This window comes from Flagellimonas alginilytica (assembly GCF_042134605.1).
Lineage (GTDB): Bacteria > Bacteroidota > Bacteroidia > Flavobacteriales > Flavobacteriaceae > Flagellimonas > Flagellimonas alginolytica.
In genome coordinates this window covers 223,783-240,536 of record NZ_CP169638.1, presented here as the reverse complement: position 1 = coordinate 240,536, position 16,754 = coordinate 223,783, and the positions used below count along the sequence as shown (strand labels likewise).

The following is a 16,754-nucleotide window of genomic DNA, read 5'->3' as shown; positions in this document are numbered from 1 at the left end:
TATAATTATGGATTATAATGATTTACAAATGTTGGTTCGTGGAGAGATTTCTTGCGATTATTTTTTAATGAATAATAAGCAAGAGATAACAAACTATATAGAATCCTCAAGAAACAATAAGCCTGCAAATGTTGATTATATTGATGTTTTAAACCCAATTAATAGAAACGAACTTATAGCGCTTTTAAACCTTTATTTAGAAGGTTTACTATTAGAATGGGAGCTGGAGTATGTGTTAAATTCTTTGGATGGCTCAGACATAGAAGATGAAAGAGTAGAAAGTGTAATATTTAGTTTTGCAAACCCTTATTTGAATTTTCACATAAGTGGGGAAAATGCTGAAATTGCTATAAAATATTTAAGTAATCAATTGCTTAATCTACAACTGAAAGGAGTCAATATAAAATCAAAGCAAAAGGGAAAGGATTATAGACCAAACTATAGGTCGAAAATATTATCGTAATCGATACTAATCCAAATGGATGAAATTATTACTGTTTTGAATGAAAAAAATGTAAAAGTTCAATACAAGTTTTTCTCTAAAAAAGCCTTGGCCATTTTTAACGAATGGAATCCTATTGAGGTAAGTGATATTTATAATTTAGATGATGAATATCAAGAATATGTATATGGATTGTATAAGTATAGGAATAGCTATCAGGATATAGTTAAATATTTGGAAAAAATTTTGGTTGAAGATATAGGGTTAAATTATGATAGTGAAAATTTGAAGCATAAAAATGAAGTAATGGAAATTGGTCACAAGTTTTTTGAAATTATGCCGCAAATGAGTTGACCAGATAGTGATGCGTCAAACAAATAAGAGTTATATAACAAGCCACAGTGAAAGCCGTGGTTTTTTATTGCGCCAGTTTTTGTGCGAGGTCTGCCTTTGGCACAAAAGCGGAGAATTAATCCTTGAACTTCTTTTGGGTAGTATGGGTTTTGTTTAAATTTTTAGACATAGCTATGTTTTTCGATATGTCTCCATAAACTGAAATAGGCCATTGGTCAATTGGCCAAGAAACATTCCCAACAAATCGCCTATATTTACAATACCAGTGGACTGGTGGCCGAGGTGCTTAAAAATGGAGAGCCCCTGGTGAAGTTCTTTTACAACGACAGAAACCAAAGGGTGAAGAAAGAGCACTATGCCCCAAACAATTTTCTATTCGCCACCACCTATTATGTACGCGACGTGGCCGGACAGGTAATGGCGGTGTACAACGATGTGGGGGGCGACCCGGCCTTGGAGGAGCAGCCCGTGTATGGAGCTGGCCGAATCGGCATTGCCTATAATGGGAACAACAACGAAAAGACCTACGTTTACGAGTTGACTGACCACCTCGGTAATGTTAGGGCGGTTTTTACAAAAGCTGAAAACGACGCGAATTTGGAGGGCTATACGGATTACTATCCCTTTGGGATGCCGATGCCCAACCGCACACTTTTGGGCCCGGAGGGCTACCGCTATGCTTTCCAAGGGCAGGAAAAGGACCCCGAGACGGGCAAGGAGGCCTTTGAACTACGTTTGTGGGATGGTAGGATTGGAAGGTGGTTGACCACAGATCCGATGGGTGAGTTTGCTTCACCATATTTAGGGATGGGGAACAATCCTATCTCAAGGATAGATCCTACGGGGGGGATGACAGATTGCCCCGATTGTGCAGATACCATACACCTTAACGAAGTAGTGGTAACGGCACCCGGCAACCCTACGAACTTTAGCGATAGGTTCCCGACCATGGGCATTGTGGGCGCGGAACATTTAAAGGACCCTAGCCAGTACATCACTTGGGATTCTGATTTTAAAGGCAATCTCAATGATTACAACCTTGCCAACAATACCAATTATGGCTCGGAAAGGGAGGCGTATGCAGATTGGAACTATACCTTTAACTACGCCATTCCCCAAAGGGAAAGTATTATGGCCATGCACGATGCCACTGGAGAGGTTGCGGAATTTGCCATGGAGATGGCCACTATGTTCGTGCCAGTTGGAAAATTGGGTGCTTTAGGAAGACCTATTAGTAGAATTATCGGTAATACTCGAATTCCAGTATATCGGGTTTATGGAGGTGCAGCAAGTCGTTTTGGGAATTATTGGACTTTTGTAAATCCAAAATTATATGGTAGCACATATAGATCTTTCGCAGGCTTGCCAACATTGGGCAGACAAGTTAATTCTGGGGCATTTTTAATCAAAGGCTCAGTCCAGATTAAACACTTATCGAATTTTGGTATGGCCAAAAGACTACCGGGAACATTTGGTAGGCTTGTCCCCGAGGTTCAAATAAGAAATTCTTGGAACACTGTAAATTGGAATCCTCAAAATGTGTTTAGAGTCAATTTTTAATTATGGAAGAAGCAGATAAATCAATCCTAAAAAAGCTCACGCAATTAAAGGAATTGTTGATTAGTGAAGGTTACAACACTCTTTCAATGGAAATCAATGGCTTTATTTATGGAATTGAAAATGAAGACCTTGAAACTTTTGAAAAGCACTATAAATCATTAAATATTTGGGGAGGAGCAGGGTCTTTAAGAGATATAGATTTTAGGGATTACAATAAAAATAGGCTAAGAGATGATACCTTGAAAAGTCTGAAACAATACAAAAGAAAAAATGACAAGCCGTTTTGGAAGTTTTGGTAAAGTTTAAAATCCAAGCCATAAGATTCTTTCAATCCCTTATGAACATATTCAAGGGCAAAGAGCCTCGAAACCCAAATGAATTTGTCGAAAAATTCATAAGGGATGTAACCAAAGAAAGGGCACAACTGGAAATGATATACAAAAATAGGATCATACTCCAAGTAGATTCCTTAAAATGGGTTCCCTCATGGTTCAAGTTGTGCGATAAAAACGAAAAGGATTATGCCGATGGATATGTTGTCTTCTTTGTTGAGGACGAGAAAGACCATCAAGCGAACGAGAGGCACCACTTGACCAAGAGCGATCAGGACAATGGAGTTTTGAAAATGGACGAAATGCACGGAGAAGACCCTGTCGTGACCATCGCTAAATTTTTACAGTCCACCAAGGACCATACTGTACTTGCGGTCGAGATGAGAAATTTCATAGACAGATTTTATTCTTTTGAGGAAGAGAACCCAAATATAATGTTCAATATAAGATATTTGAAAGGGGTAGAAGGCTGAGAATCTATGCGTCGCGCTCGTGCAAATTAAGATTATAACATACCACGGTCTAGTGCCGTGGTTTTTTATTGCGCGAGTTTTTGTGCGAGGTCAGCCTTTAGCACAAAGGCGGAGAATTAATCCTTGAACTTCTTATAGGTAATATGGGTCTCATTTTAATTTTAAGACATAGCTATGTTTTTCGATATGTCTCCATAAACTGAAAAAGCCATTGGTCAATTGACTTATAAAAATCCCCAACAAATCGCCTATATTTACAATGCCAGTGGACTGGTGGCCGAGGTGCACCGAAAAGGGGAGCCCTTGGTGAAGTTCTTTTACACGTTGGAGCAAGAAAGGCCCGGTGGGCCTTTTGGCGACAAGCGCGGCAGAGTGTCGGCGAACCACAGGGTACGGAAGGAGATTTATGGGAACGGCAACCTGATCTATACCATCTATTATGTACGCGACGTAGCTGGGCAGACCATGGCAGTCTACAACGATGTGGGGGGCGACCCGGCCTTGGAGGAACAGCCCGTGTATGGAGCCGGCCGTATTGGGATAGCTTATAATGGCATTAACAATGAAAAAACCTACGTATATGAGCTCACCGACCATTTGGGCAATGTACGGGCGGTTTTTATAAAAAATGGCAACGATGCCAACTTGGAGGGCTATACGGACTACTACCCCTTTGGGATGCCGATGCCCAACCGCACACTTTTGGGACCGGAGGGGTACCGCTATGCCTTCCAAGGGCAGGAAAAGGACCCCGAAACAGGGAAGGAAGCGTTCCAATTACGTTTGTGGGACTCTAGGATTGGAAGGTGGTTGACGACGGATCCTTACGGACAATATTTTTCACCTTATCTAGGGATGGGAAATGACCCAATTAATCGAATTGACCCCGATGGGGGGCAGGATTGTAATTGTAAAGGAAAAAAGGACCCACCAGATTGGAGCAATTTTTTCAATAACTTTTTTCAGAGCATTAACAGCTTTTTTGCAAGTATCGGCTCGGAGAACGGCCCCGACCAAGATTATATGGATCAGGTGAACAAACAACAAGATGTGCTCAACGCCCTTACGGCCGACCTACAGGGTAGACAGGAATTTATGCAGACGGCCACCACCATAGCCAGTTTGCCCGTGGGAATGGGCTCCGGTTCAGCCCTTAGTGCCAGTTTGGTGACCAAAGGTGGGTTCACTGCAATAGCCAAAAGGACCCTGTTCTCGTTCTCCACTAAAAATGCTGGAAGGAATGCCATCATAGATGTTGGGAGGCAGTTGATTTCGAATGGTGGCAAAGCCGGGAGAGTTGACGGTTTTGATACATTATTAAATGCGTATACGGGTGGTATTGGGTCTTCAATTCTAGGTGGAGCTGTTGACGTGTCACTCAACGGCGGAATTCATATTGAGACCAGCCTATCTGATATTTTGGTAAACGCCGCAACTGATCAAGTGATTAATTCTGTGCATACTAAAGTTGATGGTGTAATTCCCGATGAGTTGTTAAGTCCAAGCGGTGAAATCTACAAAGGAATCTTCAAATCAAGTGCACAGGGCTTTATAGACGCAAGTGTAAACAATTAGATCAATGTCAGATGAGCAAGAAACAATATTTCATATTGATATTAGGAGCAATAATTGCCGGGGGACTGCTTTGGAATTATAGGCTTTCCCTTATATTAAAGAAAGATGGGGTCATAACTACTGGAAAAATATTGAAGTTATCCCACTCTAGGAGAGCAGACTATTTTTTGGAATACCAATATCATGTTGGAGACAGTATTTATAGCAATGAAATGGCCACTTCCTATTTCGAGTGCGATGACGGCAGCCGTGGCTGCGAGGGCAAGGAGGTGAGGGTGATCTATTCGGAGGGGAATCCAGAGGTGAGCGATGTGGACCTAGGGCCAAACAATAACAAAAAGGGCAGGCGGTTGTATTATTGATAGCAGCTTTAGCATGAGCACTTGCCCGACCCATACGAGAAGGAATTAATATAAAAACCCAAATCCATGAATAAAAATTCAGTGAAGAGCACGGTGCTTTTTCTGTTTTTGATGCTGACCTATGGCAATTTCCTGTGTGGTCAGAAGACCGTTCTTCAAGACAGTCCCTTCAAAACAGAAATAGTCAATTTTAAGACATTGTCCGATATACAGTTGAGAACAAATTTGAGAACACAAAAGGAATGCAAGTTCTTTAGGGTTCGAATCCGCCTTAGGTCCAAGACAGGTGAAAAAGTGTGTTTTGACCCAAATCCGTTATCATTGATTCTAAATAGTGCTAAACAAAGGGTCAGGCCCTCAAGTTTCGAGTACCCCATTCTTCGTTTTAGTGATGGTGTCAACCGCCTTTTAATGGAAGATGACAGGAAAATTACCACTTGGGCGGGCTACAAATATGATCCAAGCATCAAGGACAGTTTTGAGGAGTACACTTATATGGATTATGAAAATATAACCTATCCATTACAATGGCACTACTTAGGTTACAAAACTGTTTTCAGATATTATTTTGAAATCAAATGTTTTAGAAAAAGAAAGGCGGATATGATTTTTGTGGTGCCTGAAAATGTAACATCCGGTTCATTGTACTATGGGAATCAAAAAATAGAAGATTTATTTTTTGAATAGGGAAGGCGAATACATTAATAGGCCGCCCGCCAATGCAAGCACCATTTTCTTTTTGATATGAATCTATGAATTCATATCTGCCATTCATCAAATGAGAGCTGATTGAAACTTAAAAATATATTATTATTGACAATCAACGATTTAATTATAATGTATGAATTTTTTAAGACCTAAACTTGTGGGTATTGCAATCCTTTTTATTGTTCCCTTATTGAGTTATGCTCAAAAGAAAATAGAAATAGGTGGTGAACTTGGGATTAATGTCGCACAATTGGAATATCATGGAACCACCTCTGGCAGCACAAGTAAAATTGCTGCATTTTTTACCTCAGATTTTCTAATCTCTGATAATTTTTCTCTTCTTGGAAAGATTGGTTACTCATCAAAAGGAGGAAATAATCTTGTGTACAACAACAATAGTTTTTCTGGGAATTTCAATTACCTTTCATTTTACGCATCTCCCAGACTTTATTTATCAACAATTAATTCGGTTCGCCCATATTTCCATCTGGGTCCATCCATGTCTTTTTTGCTTAGTGCAAAGCAGAATGATTTCGACCTTAAAGATGAAACTGAAAATATGGATTTTGCCCTCCAAGGCGGTTTTGGTGTAAAATTCATACAAAATGAATCTTTTATTATTGACTTAGTAGCTGGCTTTGAACAGGGATTCAGTAAAGTTATTTCGGTATTTCAACAACAGATTCATAATCGAGTAGCTCCATATATTGGATTTGGAGTTCGATATAGATTGCAATAAATGAATCAACTTGATTATTTTAATTTGAGAATTATCATACTGCAGTATTGAATTTAGCTGAGTAAAAGTAATCGAAGATAAGTAAGGAGACGATGTCATTTTATGGATAGGAAAGTTTTTTACGGTAAATTAAAAACGTTATTTAAAGTTGTGGTTGGTTCTTTGGGGTAAAATTATAATGATATCGATTTTAGAAACGCAGTTTAACTTTATCCCTACAATATTTGTCTATCATTGAAAAATATCGTAATTATGAGGACAGGAAATAACAACCTCTGCACTTTTCCTGAAAACCTCACTTTTTTATCGCAAAATATTTTTTCTAACAAGTGGTTAGGAGTTAAAAACATGTCCAAATTTTACTTATGCGACCTACACTTACCATAATATGTATGGCATTGTTGTTCAACGCTTGTGGGCCAATGGGCAAAATCCAAAACGTACCGTCCCAATTGCCCCTGATAGGTTCTTTGGGCAAGCATCAATCAGGTTTGTTCAAAAAAAACTTTCAAAAAATAGGGGAACCCTATTTAAGTAGCCCTATAGCAGTAGCTTTTGAATCTATTGCTTTCAACAAAAGCATGAAGACCAGATATTCCAAGTATAGGGACTATTTGGGAAAAAACCCTTCTGCTTTATTTACAGACACTGTCCAAACTAAGGCACCACGATATTATCAACTCAAAATAACCGATATGGTACATTTGGTCGAAGAGTTAAACCGGGACGAGAACTCAAGCCAAAGAAAATACCTTCAGGAGGATACAGATTTAAGGATAATGACCCATATATCTTTTATGGTCCCTGAAGAAACGGCTCATAGATTGGAAGCCGCAGAACAATTCTATCTCAAAACTGATCATAATGAAGTATTAACTCTTTACAACAGGGGTGCTGGAAGGACAGAGGCTGTTGAATTGTCAACCTTGGAAATCTTTGACTTTAAAACCGCTGTACTTTGTTGGCGGAAAAATAAGCGAGGAAAGTTGAATATAGCACAAATTCTCATAGATGGCGGTACCTGTCCCGGTGCCACAGTTTCCAACCCTAAAACACTGAATAAAACACCGGATTATTTAAAGTTATGAGCAAGCGAATATTTGTTATTGGACTATTTTTTTTGATCGGGCTCAGTAGTTGTGAAGATATACTGGAAGTGCCCGATATTTCCGTAGAGAAAGTAATCCTTCTGGCTCCTGCAGATGGAGTTGTTTTGGATAAGAATTTATTGAGCCTTAGCTGGCAACACTTGGAAGAGGCACACGGCTATCATATTCAAGTAGCAACCCCAGATTTTGAAAATCCAGCACAACTGGTTTTGGATAGTATTTTGGAAAAAGACTCACTTGGTTATGTTCCTAATCATATCGATCAAAACCTTGCTGATGGAATGTACACATGGCGGGTAAATGCGTTCAATAGTGGTTTTAAAACTCAGTTTTCTACACACAGTTTTCAAATAATAGATGAAGAAGAAACGGAAGCGGTAAACATTACCTCTCTTCAATCGACAATGATCAATAAGGGAACCAATGCTATACAACCCCATACTACTGGCGCTGACCAATGAGCAAGAATACCAAGACATATTTATTGTTGTGTTTAGTGCTTGTAATTTGGGGCATTATTGGTTTTAAGATAATCAGCCCCCTGACCCATGAACCCGATATGTCACCAATAAAAGCCCCAAAGCCTAAGATGGTCCAGATCGCAACCGAAAAGGATACCTTCTCCATTAATGCAGATTATCGAGACCCTTTTTTAGGTACCCTACCCAGCACCAAAAAGAAGGTGGTCCAAAGAAAGATTAAAAAGGAGATGGTTCAGAAAAGAAGCATTGTGTACTCAGGTCTGGTCAAAGAATCAGGTTCAGGAAACATCCTATTTTTTATTTCCATAGATGGGCAGCAACACATGATGTCCTTAAAGGAGGAAATCAACGGTGTGACCTTGGTCTATGGCAATGACAAGCAAATCAAGGTCCGCTTCGACGGGCAATCGGAAACTATATCGCTCCAATGATGTTCAATACAAAAATAAAAGCAGGGGCACTACAGTTCGTGCTCTTCATAGGGACTATCATCGTACTCCTGCTTTTCGGATTCATTTTGATGAACCATGGCAATGCTTTATTGGACAAACGATCGGATACCTTGGTAGATTTAATCCAAGAGGCGAATTCTGGATTAAGTACATCCCTTGATAACCCTATGCGCAGTGGACAACGGACAACGTTGGGTCCTAATACCTCTCGGATACGCACAACGGTCTCGAAGGATTTTTGGGGACTGATTGAAAAAAGGAAAGTAGTATCAGAAAAGGGGAAGTTGCGTTTTGAGAAATTGGCCCTTGTGGGTCATGAAGCGGAGAAGCGCCCAGCGCTGTATCTAAAGGATGCCAACCGACCCTTGGTCGTTGCGGGCCGTGCCAAGATTGTGGGTGATACCTATTTGCCCGAACGGGGCATCAAGATGGGCAATATCGGAGGATATGGGTATACCAGACCCCAACTGGTGTATGGCAACAGCTATAGAAGCCAAGGAGAACTCCCCAGTATCAATCAGGAAGCCAATCAACAACTGCAAAAATTTACCAGTACATACCAGAATTTCAAGGGTAACCGTATCAACTTGCGGGCCGACACTGATATAAAAAATAGCTTTACCAACGAAACCCTGCTCATCGAGGACAACGATATCGAATTAGAGAATGTAGTACTCTCAGGAAACATTATCATTAGGGCGACCAATGAGATTCGTGTCACTTCTGTAGCAAGGTTGCGGGATATCATCCTAATCGCCCCAAAAATTGTAATAGGGGATGGGGTAATAGGGTCTTTTCAGGCTATTTCGAACAAAAGGCTAATGGTGGGAACCAACTGCCAACTGGAATACCCCACTATTTTGGCGTTACAAAGTGACCCATCCAATACGACAGCTATCAATAGGACAAGGGAGCCTGCCCTTTCAATCGGACGAGGATCCACCATAGCCGGCTCGGTACTTTATCTGGACAAAACAGAACAAGAAGGACTGCCCCTGTTCATAACGGTCGATGAGGGAGCAGTATTGGTAGGAGAAATCTATTGCGAACAGAGCCTGGAACTCAAGGGCAGCGTCTATGGAAGTGTTATTACGGATTCATTTGTTGCTTTTGAAAATGGACACACTTACCTGAACCATCTGTTCAACGGTGAGATTAACGCTTCTTTATTGCCAATGGAATTCAGCGGTTTGGTCTATGGGGACAAACGAACAAACAGTGTGGTAAAATGGATGTATTAAGGAAAATAAAGGGCTCCACGCTTATGGAAACTTTGGTCGCCACGGTGCTGATCGTAGTGGTGTTTATGATGGCCAGCTTGACCCTGAACGCTTTGTTTTCAAACACGATAACAACAAACGATGACCCCGTAAGACAGGAACTGCTGTTTTTGCAATATACCTATGAACATGGAAAACTTTCCTTGCCCTACTACGTTGAATTGGACGCATGGGATATTTCCGTGCAAGAAAAGGAGGTTAATGGAACAAAGGCAATCGTCTTTTTGGCGATAAATACAATCAGCAAAAGGGAAGTTACCTATACTAAACCAGATGAATAGGTTGAACCATCGTATAAAAACCTTTACCCTCCACGAAATGCTTGTGGTATTGCTAATCACGGCATTGGTGGTGGGTATGGCCTACAGTGTTTTGCGATTGGTACAGGTACAGATGAGTGGCATAGCCTCCAACTATACAGAGGCAGCCGAAATAAGAAGGTTGAAACAGAACCTTTGGGCAGATTACCATTCGCATGATAGAATTTGGTACGAGAGTGGGACCAAGGAGATGATCATGGCAAATGAATTGCAACGGATCCGTTACCATTTTATGGAACAAATGGTGGTAAAAGCTCAAGATACCTTTAAGGTTCACATTCGTGAATTAACTCCTTATTTTGAAACAGAGTCTGTAACCAACGGCGAGATAGATGCCTTGGATGTGTATTTGGGACGGCACGACGTGGTGAGGCTATTTGTGTACAAGGAGAACGCAGCAACAAGTTATATCGATTGACAATGGGTTTTAAATTGGAACATACAATAAACCAGACCAGTGCTGCGCCAAAGCAAAAGGATAGTGTAAATAAATGGCTGAAAAAAGAGATTGCCCTGTTTGGTTCCTTCTTTAACTCCAGACGAAAGGAAGGCTTTTACGGTGAGCTTTCCATCTTGTTGAAGGCGGGACTACAACTACGTGAAGCTTTGGAGCTTGTTGCCTCCAACCAAAAAAAAGAAAAAGTGAAGCTGTTTTTGGAAGGAATGGTACAAGAACTGGACAGTGGCCTCAGCTTTTCGGAAGTCCTGCAACAGCGAAAGGAGTTTACGGAGTACGAATATTATTCCGTTGAAATAGGTGAGGAAAGCGGGAATTTGGGAGCCATACTCCAGGAATTGGTTATTTTCTTCTCCCAAAAAAATGAGCAACGAAGAAATTTGGTCAATGCGTTGACCTATCCGTTGATCATTTTTTGTACGGCAATCTTGGTTGTAGTATTTATGTTGCGGATGGTGGTTCCCATGTTCAAGGACATTTTTGAACAAAATGAGGTGGAACTGCCAGCTATAACTCGGTACATTATTGGCATTTCCAATTTTATTGAGGACTATGGTTTACTATTTTTATTGGTATTGACCATATTCATTGTATTGCGGAAACCTTTGATGCAAAAGGAAGTCTTCAAACGAAAATGGGACTACCTAATGCTTAAGATTCCGTATCTGGGCAATTTTATAAGATTAGTCTATTTGGCGCACTTCACCCAAGCGGTGGCACTTTTGACCAGCTCCAAAGTTCCCATGCTTAACAGTGTACAAATGGTAAAGAAAATGTTGCCCTTCTTTCCCTTGAAGGATGCCTTGGATACCATGGAGGCAAGAATATTGAAAGGGGTAAGCTTACATCAAAGTTTACAGGGTAACCAGGTTTTTGACCATAAAATTGTTTCATTGGTCAAAGTGGCCGAGGAGACCAATCAGACCGAATATATCTTCAAAAAGCTGAACCAACAATATGCTATGGAAGTACAACAGAAATCTAAAATGTTATCTACCGTTATAGAACCTTTCATTATCATTGTCATCGGTATTTTTGTAGGTGTTATCTTGGTATCCATGTATTTGCCGATGTTTAAGTTGAGCAGTGTGCTTGGTGGATGATAATGAATACATCCTAAAACCATAGTTACGATAAATACTGATGTATTTATTTCAACTACAAATATTGAAAATTCAATACTTTGATTTATCAAATATCTAGAGCACAAAGGATTCACTATTTGATTTGGAAGGATTGTCCAGATTTTACATAACGTGGATGTAGCTTTTAAAATATTTGTTCCTTTTTGAACAGTTTTGACTATTTTTATTCCCTGAGGATATGTACTTATGCTCAATCCATACAAAAATGTGCAATAAGGTGTGCAGGATTTATACTATCAGTGCTAGTTTCTGATTAACAACAACTTACAATAATATGGATGGTTCAGTCATCCCGACTTACCTTATTTAAGTAAAATCAAAACACTGTTAATCTTATGATTTTCAGTGTTTTGTGTTTTTAGGCATATCGTTTGAATTCATTTAAAACCATCTAAAATCATATCAAGCGTGTTCCCATCGGGAGCAAACACTTACAGTTCTTGTTGTAACTTTAAATGACTTTTAGAACCATTTTTCTTATGTTTTAACTTTCACAGTATTCACACTAAAAAGGTTACAAAATGTAGAAAAACAATCATTTATCAATCTGTTTCTTTACTAGAAGGCACAAGGTGGCTATTTCAGGGTGATGTGTTCTTCCTCATTTTTGGAAATTATTAACCGGTTTGAAATAGTCCACTTTTTTACACTATAGACTACCATACGTTTGACTTTTAATGCTCTTTATCCGGTTTACGTGGCCTTCTACAGCCCTTCTTATTGAGATTTTGGGGAAGGTCAATGGGCTGTTTTGTATGCGAGCGTTACAGATAAAGGTAGATGGCGCTTTGGTTACAATTTTGATTTGTGTGTGATCTTCCGCTCAATTTATAAGTGAACCTGGGAGATACGTTCAATTTTTACAACCATACCACCGACGGTTCCACTAAAAACAAACTACATTTTTCAAACCTTGATTGGTTGGAATGTATAACTGTGGAATTCCTAAGCATCGTTTTATTAAGAAAGAGCTATCGCATAAATTCTTATATGCGTAATTTAATTGTAACTACAGAAACTGATATAGTTAGTTCATTATATACTTGTTAGTTGTGCATTTCTTTATTTCCTTTGTTTAAGGGTAGTTTAACACCTATCTCAAATTCTTCCCCCACAAGTTAAGTCATGGAAATTGTAGACCTCCTTACAATATGCAGTACCGGTGTGGGTGTTTTTGCCCTGATCATTGTATGGGTCAAATCCAAGGAGAGAATCTTGAACAAATCCTTATTGCTCATTTTTGTTCTATCCCTGACCTACTATAGTTTCTTGATCTATATGGTCGTCAGTGAACAAATGATGATATATCCCCATTTTTATCGTACCGGGATTGCCCTGCCCTATGTAATTCCTATTTGTTTCTATTTGCTTGGAAGGTTAAAATTGGAACCAGAAAGCCCGATAAAGTGGTGGGAGTGGTCCTTGTTTATTCTTCCAATTTTCAACACGTTGGAACATATCCCATTTTATATGCTCGATAGCACAGTGAAACAGGAATATTTGAAACCGTTATACCAAGGAGGTAGGGAAAATATATATTATGCCCATGAAAGCTTCGTTCCTGTCTATTACAATTACGTGGGACAGTTGGTCCTTGGAACCATTCTCTATGTTTTTATCATGCGAAAGGCCATTGTATGTATGAGGGACAAAAATCATAAGGGCAAACAAGAACGTTGGAACTGCACATGGTGGTTTTTACCAGGCCTGTTACTTTCCACCTGTTCCATATTTGCGTTGATTGGCATTGTCACCAAGTCCTATGAAGGAATCTTACATGGTGTGGCATCCGGCATGTATGGTATAACCCTTTTGGGAATTGTACTGTATTTTTTTCTGAAACCGGAAATCATTTATGGCGAAGGGCTTCAAGAAGTCAAGCCAAAGAAATCGAAAAAAAATAGGTCGTTATCATATTCTCCCAAAGAAATTGAAGGATACCATAAGAGTATAGAAGATTATTTTACCACAAACAAAGAATTTTTAAAGATAGCGTTTAGGCAACAGGACTTGGCAGATGCCCTTAAACTTAAGAAGCACGCTGTTTCCCATTTGATTAACCATATTTATGGAATGAATTTTAACCAATTGGTCAATGAAAGGAGGATTAAGATGGCCTTGGAAGCATGGGACAATCCGCAATGGAAAAATCTCTCCATGGATGGGATAGCCAAGGAGGTTGGGTTTGGTTCCCGAACTACCTTCATCAAAGCATTCCGGAACCAAACAGGGGTCTGTCCTTCTGAATATCAAACACCCACACAGACAAAGTAAAGGGCTCTTTTTAAGCAGGGAAATCTGTTCAAATTTATAATATTGGACAACATTGGAATCCATTTATCTCAAGTTGAGACATCCACTTTTATAGTTTTGGGGAAAACATTAATCCCATACAAACTATGCGCAAACTTAGTGTACTGTCACTGACATTATTGATTTTTTATGCATGTAAAGAATCCACTGTCGTTCAAGAAAATACCACTGTTTATTTTAATGGGGACATTATAACCATGGAAGGTGAGGAGCCCGATTATGTAGAAGCCCTGGTGACAAAAGAGGATACCATCGTCTATGTCGGACCTTTGCAAGATGCGAAAGAACAGTTTAAGAATGCCAAGGAAGTGGATCTACAAGGCAAAACCTTGTTGCCTGGTTTTGTGGATGGTCACATTCATTTTTCCAGTTTGGGTGCACAGGCCTTGGGAGCAAATTTATTGGCAGATCCTGATGGGAAGGTAAATACCATTGATGATTTGGTATCGACCCTTAAAACATGGGCTGAGAACAACGACCCTGAAATATTTGATGGTTGGATTGTTGGTGTTGGGTATGATGATGCCATCTTTGGGGAGCATCCCACCAAGGAAGATTTGGATAAAGTTTCCACTGAATACCCTGTATTGGCAATCCATATTTCGGGACATATTTCAGTTATGAACAGTCTGGGATTGGAAAAAATGGGCTATACCGCCGAAACCCACGATCCAGATGGTGGAAAAATAAGGCGAATAGAAGGCACCAATGAACCCAATGGTGTTTTGGAGGAACTAGCGAGTATCCCTATGTCGTTTAAGCTCACTACGCCAACCACTCCGGAAAAAATAAAACTTTTCTTCAATGCGGCCCAGGATATAGCCCTAAGTTTTGGGTACACCACGGTTCAAGAGGGTAGGGCGCAAGCCTCCCATGAGTCCCTCGCCATTTTTGCGGAAAGTGGGGATTTGATCGTAGATGTACCGGCATACATAGATTATAGTCTTCCTGAAAAAATGGAAACTTCATGGTACGATAAAAACTATAAGGACCATTATCGTATAGCAGGGTTCAAGCTTACCTTGGACGGTTCCCCTCAAGGAAAAACGGCTTGGCGAACAGAACCTTATTTGGTGCCACCTCCGGGAGCCGGCAAAGATTACAAAGGTTATCCTGCAATTCCAGATGACAACAAGGTCCAAGAGATTGTTGATAAAGCCTATGAAAATGATTGGCAATTACTTTGTCATGCCAATGGTGATGCCGCCATCGACCAATTTATCAAAACGGTTGCTAATGCGGTAGATAAGTATGGAAGTGGTGACCGTCGCACTACCTTGATTCATGGACAGTACTTACGCTATGATCAAATTGATAGCTTGGCCAAATATGATATCATTCCGTCATTGTTCCCAATGCATACTTTTTATTGGGGAGATTGGCACCGAGAGTTGATAGGAGAGGAAAAAGGCAGTCATATTAGCCCGATTAAGACCGCACTTGAAAAGTGTGGAATCGTGACCAGTCATACCGATGCACCGATTGCTCTTCCAAATTTGATGATGATCATGTGGACGACCATAAACCGTGTGACACGTAGTGGTGATATAATCGCCCCGGAGGAGGCATTGACACCTTATGAAGCATTGAAATCCATTACTATATGGGGAGCGTACCAACATTTTGAAGAGGACACCAAGGGCTCATTAAAAAAAGGGAAGTTGGCAGATATGGTCGTTCTGTCCGAAAATCCACTAAAGATAGATCCTATGAAACTCAAGGATATCGTTGTTTTGAAAACCTATAAAAACGGAGAACTTGTTTATACGAAAAACCAATAAATCCAATTTCATCATGAGATATGTTAAAGTCATTACATGTTGTTTTGTACTTTTTTCCACGGCACTGTTTTCACAAGAAAATAACGATCAAGACATTGATCCTTCAAAACCGACCAATCTTTATACCCAGTTAAACACATTAGCTGAGTTTACCTCCGGTGAGGGATACAATATGTATGGAACCCGTATCAATTATCAATATGCCATCAACCCTGATAATTTGATATTGGCCGAGGTTCCATTACTGTACAATGATGCCACCGATAAATTTGGGTTATCGGATGTTCGGGTACGCTATTTTTACGCTGCTAAACGAAATTTGTCCCCGACTGTCATTGCCGTTGTCCCCTTTGCGGACATAACTATTCCGACAGGTTCAGCCGAAAATGGATTGGGAGGGGATACGTGGTCCATTGGTGTAGGTGGGGTTGTGGGCTTGGCATTGAACCAAAAAGTCTCATTGTTCCCTGGTCTTAGCTATGTGTATTTGACCGAATCTGGATCAAGTGGATTTGGTCTACAGACCAACCTAAGTTATAAGTTTGATCAACGCTCCTTTGTCTTTGTGAATCCCATTGTCACTTTTTTTGATTTTGACACCGTTTGGCAAGGGGAATTCAATTTTAACCATATAGTCACGCCCAACAAGTTCAAGGTCAATGCCGGATGGTATCCCAATTTTACTTCAAAATCAGATACTTTTAGGGTGGGTTGCACTTTTTATTTCTAGATTGTTTAAATGGCTGAAAAGCGAATAAATTATTAGATGGATTTTATCCGCTAGCTCTTTTCACTCTTTTTAATGATAAGTATGGAAGTAATCATGATACCGGAGGTATTTTTAAAGATATCCTAACTGGTGGGTATAAA

The 16,754-nt window shown here is 40.0% G+C and carries 19 protein-coding genes; all 19 read left to right on the top strand.

Annotated elements, in window-relative coordinates; translation table 11 throughout:
• Positions 1-7: 7 nt before the first annotated feature.
• The 19 genes from ABTP35_RS01000 (at position 8) to ABTP35_RS00910 (ending at position 16,614) form a co-directional block, all read left to right on the top strand.
• Positions 8-463 carry a hypothetical protein gene (locus ABTP35_RS01000; RefSeq protein WP_375334367.1) on the top strand — a complete coding sequence of 152 codons (456 nt, stop codon included), beginning with the start codon at positions 8-10 and terminating at the stop codon, positions 461-463.
• A 15-nt stretch (positions 464-478) separates the two neighbouring features.
• Positions 479-796 (top strand): hypothetical protein, encoded by a 318-nt coding sequence (locus tag ABTP35_RS00995; RefSeq protein ID WP_375334366.1) that lies wholly within the window; start codon positions 479-481, stop codon positions 794-796.
• A 219-nt stretch (positions 797-1,015) separates the two neighbouring features.
• Positions 1,016-2,356 carry an RHS repeat domain-containing protein gene (locus tag ABTP35_RS00990; RefSeq protein WP_375334365.1) on the top strand — a complete coding sequence of 447 codons (1,341 nt, stop codon included), beginning with the start codon at positions 1,016-1,018 and terminating at the stop codon, positions 2,354-2,356.
• 2 nt (positions 2,357-2,358) lie between these two features.
• The gene (locus ABTP35_RS00985) at positions 2,359-2,655 is read left to right on the top strand and encodes a hypothetical protein (protein ID WP_375334364.1); all 297 of its coding nucleotides are present in this window, start codon (positions 2,359-2,361) and stop codon (positions 2,653-2,655) included.
• A 38-nt stretch (positions 2,656-2,693) separates the two neighbouring features.
• Positions 2,694-3,161 (top strand): hypothetical protein, encoded by a 468-nt coding sequence (locus ABTP35_RS00980; RefSeq protein WP_375334363.1) that lies wholly within the window; start codon positions 2,694-2,696, stop codon positions 3,159-3,161.
• Between the two features lie 219 nt (positions 3,162-3,380).
• Positions 3,381-4,736: an RHS repeat domain-containing protein gene (locus ABTP35_RS00975; protein ID WP_375334362.1), complete on the top strand. Its 1,356-nt coding sequence runs from the start codon at positions 3,381-3,383 to the stop codon at positions 4,734-4,736.
• Between the two features lie 11 nt (positions 4,737-4,747).
• A complete protein-coding gene (locus tag ABTP35_RS00970) occupies positions 4,748-5,098 on the top strand; it encodes a hypothetical protein (protein ID WP_375334361.1) in 351 nt (116 codons plus the stop codon).
• Between the two features lie 66 nt (positions 5,099-5,164).
• The gene (locus ABTP35_RS00965) at positions 5,165-5,785 is read left to right on the top strand and encodes a hypothetical protein (protein ID WP_375334360.1); all 621 of its coding nucleotides are present in this window, start codon (positions 5,165-5,167) and stop codon (positions 5,783-5,785) included.
• Positions 5,786-5,939: 154 nt separating this feature from the next.
• On the top strand, positions 5,940-6,545 hold the full coding sequence (locus tag ABTP35_RS00960; protein ID WP_375334359.1) for an outer membrane beta-barrel protein: 606 nt from the start codon (positions 5,940-5,942) through the stop codon (positions 6,543-6,545).
• Positions 6,546-6,910: 365 nt separating this feature from the next.
• Positions 6,911-7,633 carry a hypothetical protein gene (locus ABTP35_RS00955; RefSeq protein ID WP_375334358.1) on the top strand — a complete coding sequence of 241 codons (723 nt, stop codon included), beginning with the start codon at positions 6,911-6,913 and terminating at the stop codon, positions 7,631-7,633.
• Positions 7,630-8,115: a hypothetical protein gene (locus tag ABTP35_RS00950; RefSeq protein WP_375334357.1), complete on the top strand. Its 486-nt coding sequence runs from the start codon at positions 7,630-7,632 to the stop codon at positions 8,113-8,115. Before ABTP35_RS00955 ends, ABTP35_RS00950 begins: the two co-directional genes overlap by 4 nt.
• Complete coding sequence (locus ABTP35_RS00945) at positions 8,112-8,567, top strand: hypothetical protein (RefSeq protein WP_375334356.1); 456 nt, start codon at positions 8,112-8,114, stop codon at positions 8,565-8,567. Before ABTP35_RS00950 ends, ABTP35_RS00945 begins: the two co-directional genes overlap by 4 nt.
• Positions 8,564-9,829, top strand: coding sequence for a hypothetical protein (locus ABTP35_RS00940; protein ID WP_375334355.1), 1,266 nt, complete (start codon positions 8,564-8,566; stop codon positions 9,827-9,829). The genes ABTP35_RS00945 and ABTP35_RS00940 overlap by 4 nt, the downstream gene beginning before the upstream one ends.
• Positions 9,817-10,149: a hypothetical protein gene (locus ABTP35_RS00935; RefSeq protein ID WP_375334354.1), complete on the top strand. Its 333-nt coding sequence runs from the start codon at positions 9,817-9,819 to the stop codon at positions 10,147-10,149. The genes ABTP35_RS00940 and ABTP35_RS00935 overlap by 13 nt, the downstream gene beginning before the upstream one ends.
• Positions 10,142-10,606 (top strand): type II secretion system protein J, encoded by a 465-nt coding sequence (locus tag ABTP35_RS00930; protein ID WP_375334353.1) that lies wholly within the window; start codon positions 10,142-10,144, stop codon positions 10,604-10,606. The genes ABTP35_RS00935 and ABTP35_RS00930 overlap by 8 nt, the downstream gene beginning before the upstream one ends.
• 14 nt (positions 10,607-10,620) lie before the next feature.
• Positions 10,621-11,748, top strand: coding sequence for a type II secretion system F family protein (locus ABTP35_RS00925; RefSeq protein WP_375334352.1), 1,128 nt, complete (start codon positions 10,621-10,623; stop codon positions 11,746-11,748).
• Positions 11,749-12,915: 1,167 nt separating this feature from the next.
• Entirely contained in the window at positions 12,916-14,064 is a 1,149-nt protein-coding gene (locus ABTP35_RS00920; RefSeq protein WP_293294711.1) for a helix-turn-helix domain-containing protein, read from the top strand.
• A 125-nt stretch (positions 14,065-14,189) separates the two neighbouring features.
• Positions 14,190-15,884: an amidohydrolase gene (locus tag ABTP35_RS00915; protein WP_293294712.1), complete on the top strand. Its 1,695-nt coding sequence runs from the start codon at positions 14,190-14,192 to the stop codon at positions 15,882-15,884.
• Positions 15,885-15,897: 13 nt separating this feature from the next.
• Positions 15,898-16,614: a hypothetical protein gene (locus ABTP35_RS00910; RefSeq protein ID WP_293294713.1), complete on the top strand. Its 717-nt coding sequence runs from the start codon at positions 15,898-15,900 to the stop codon at positions 16,612-16,614.
• Positions 16,615-16,754 lie beyond the last annotated feature (140 nt).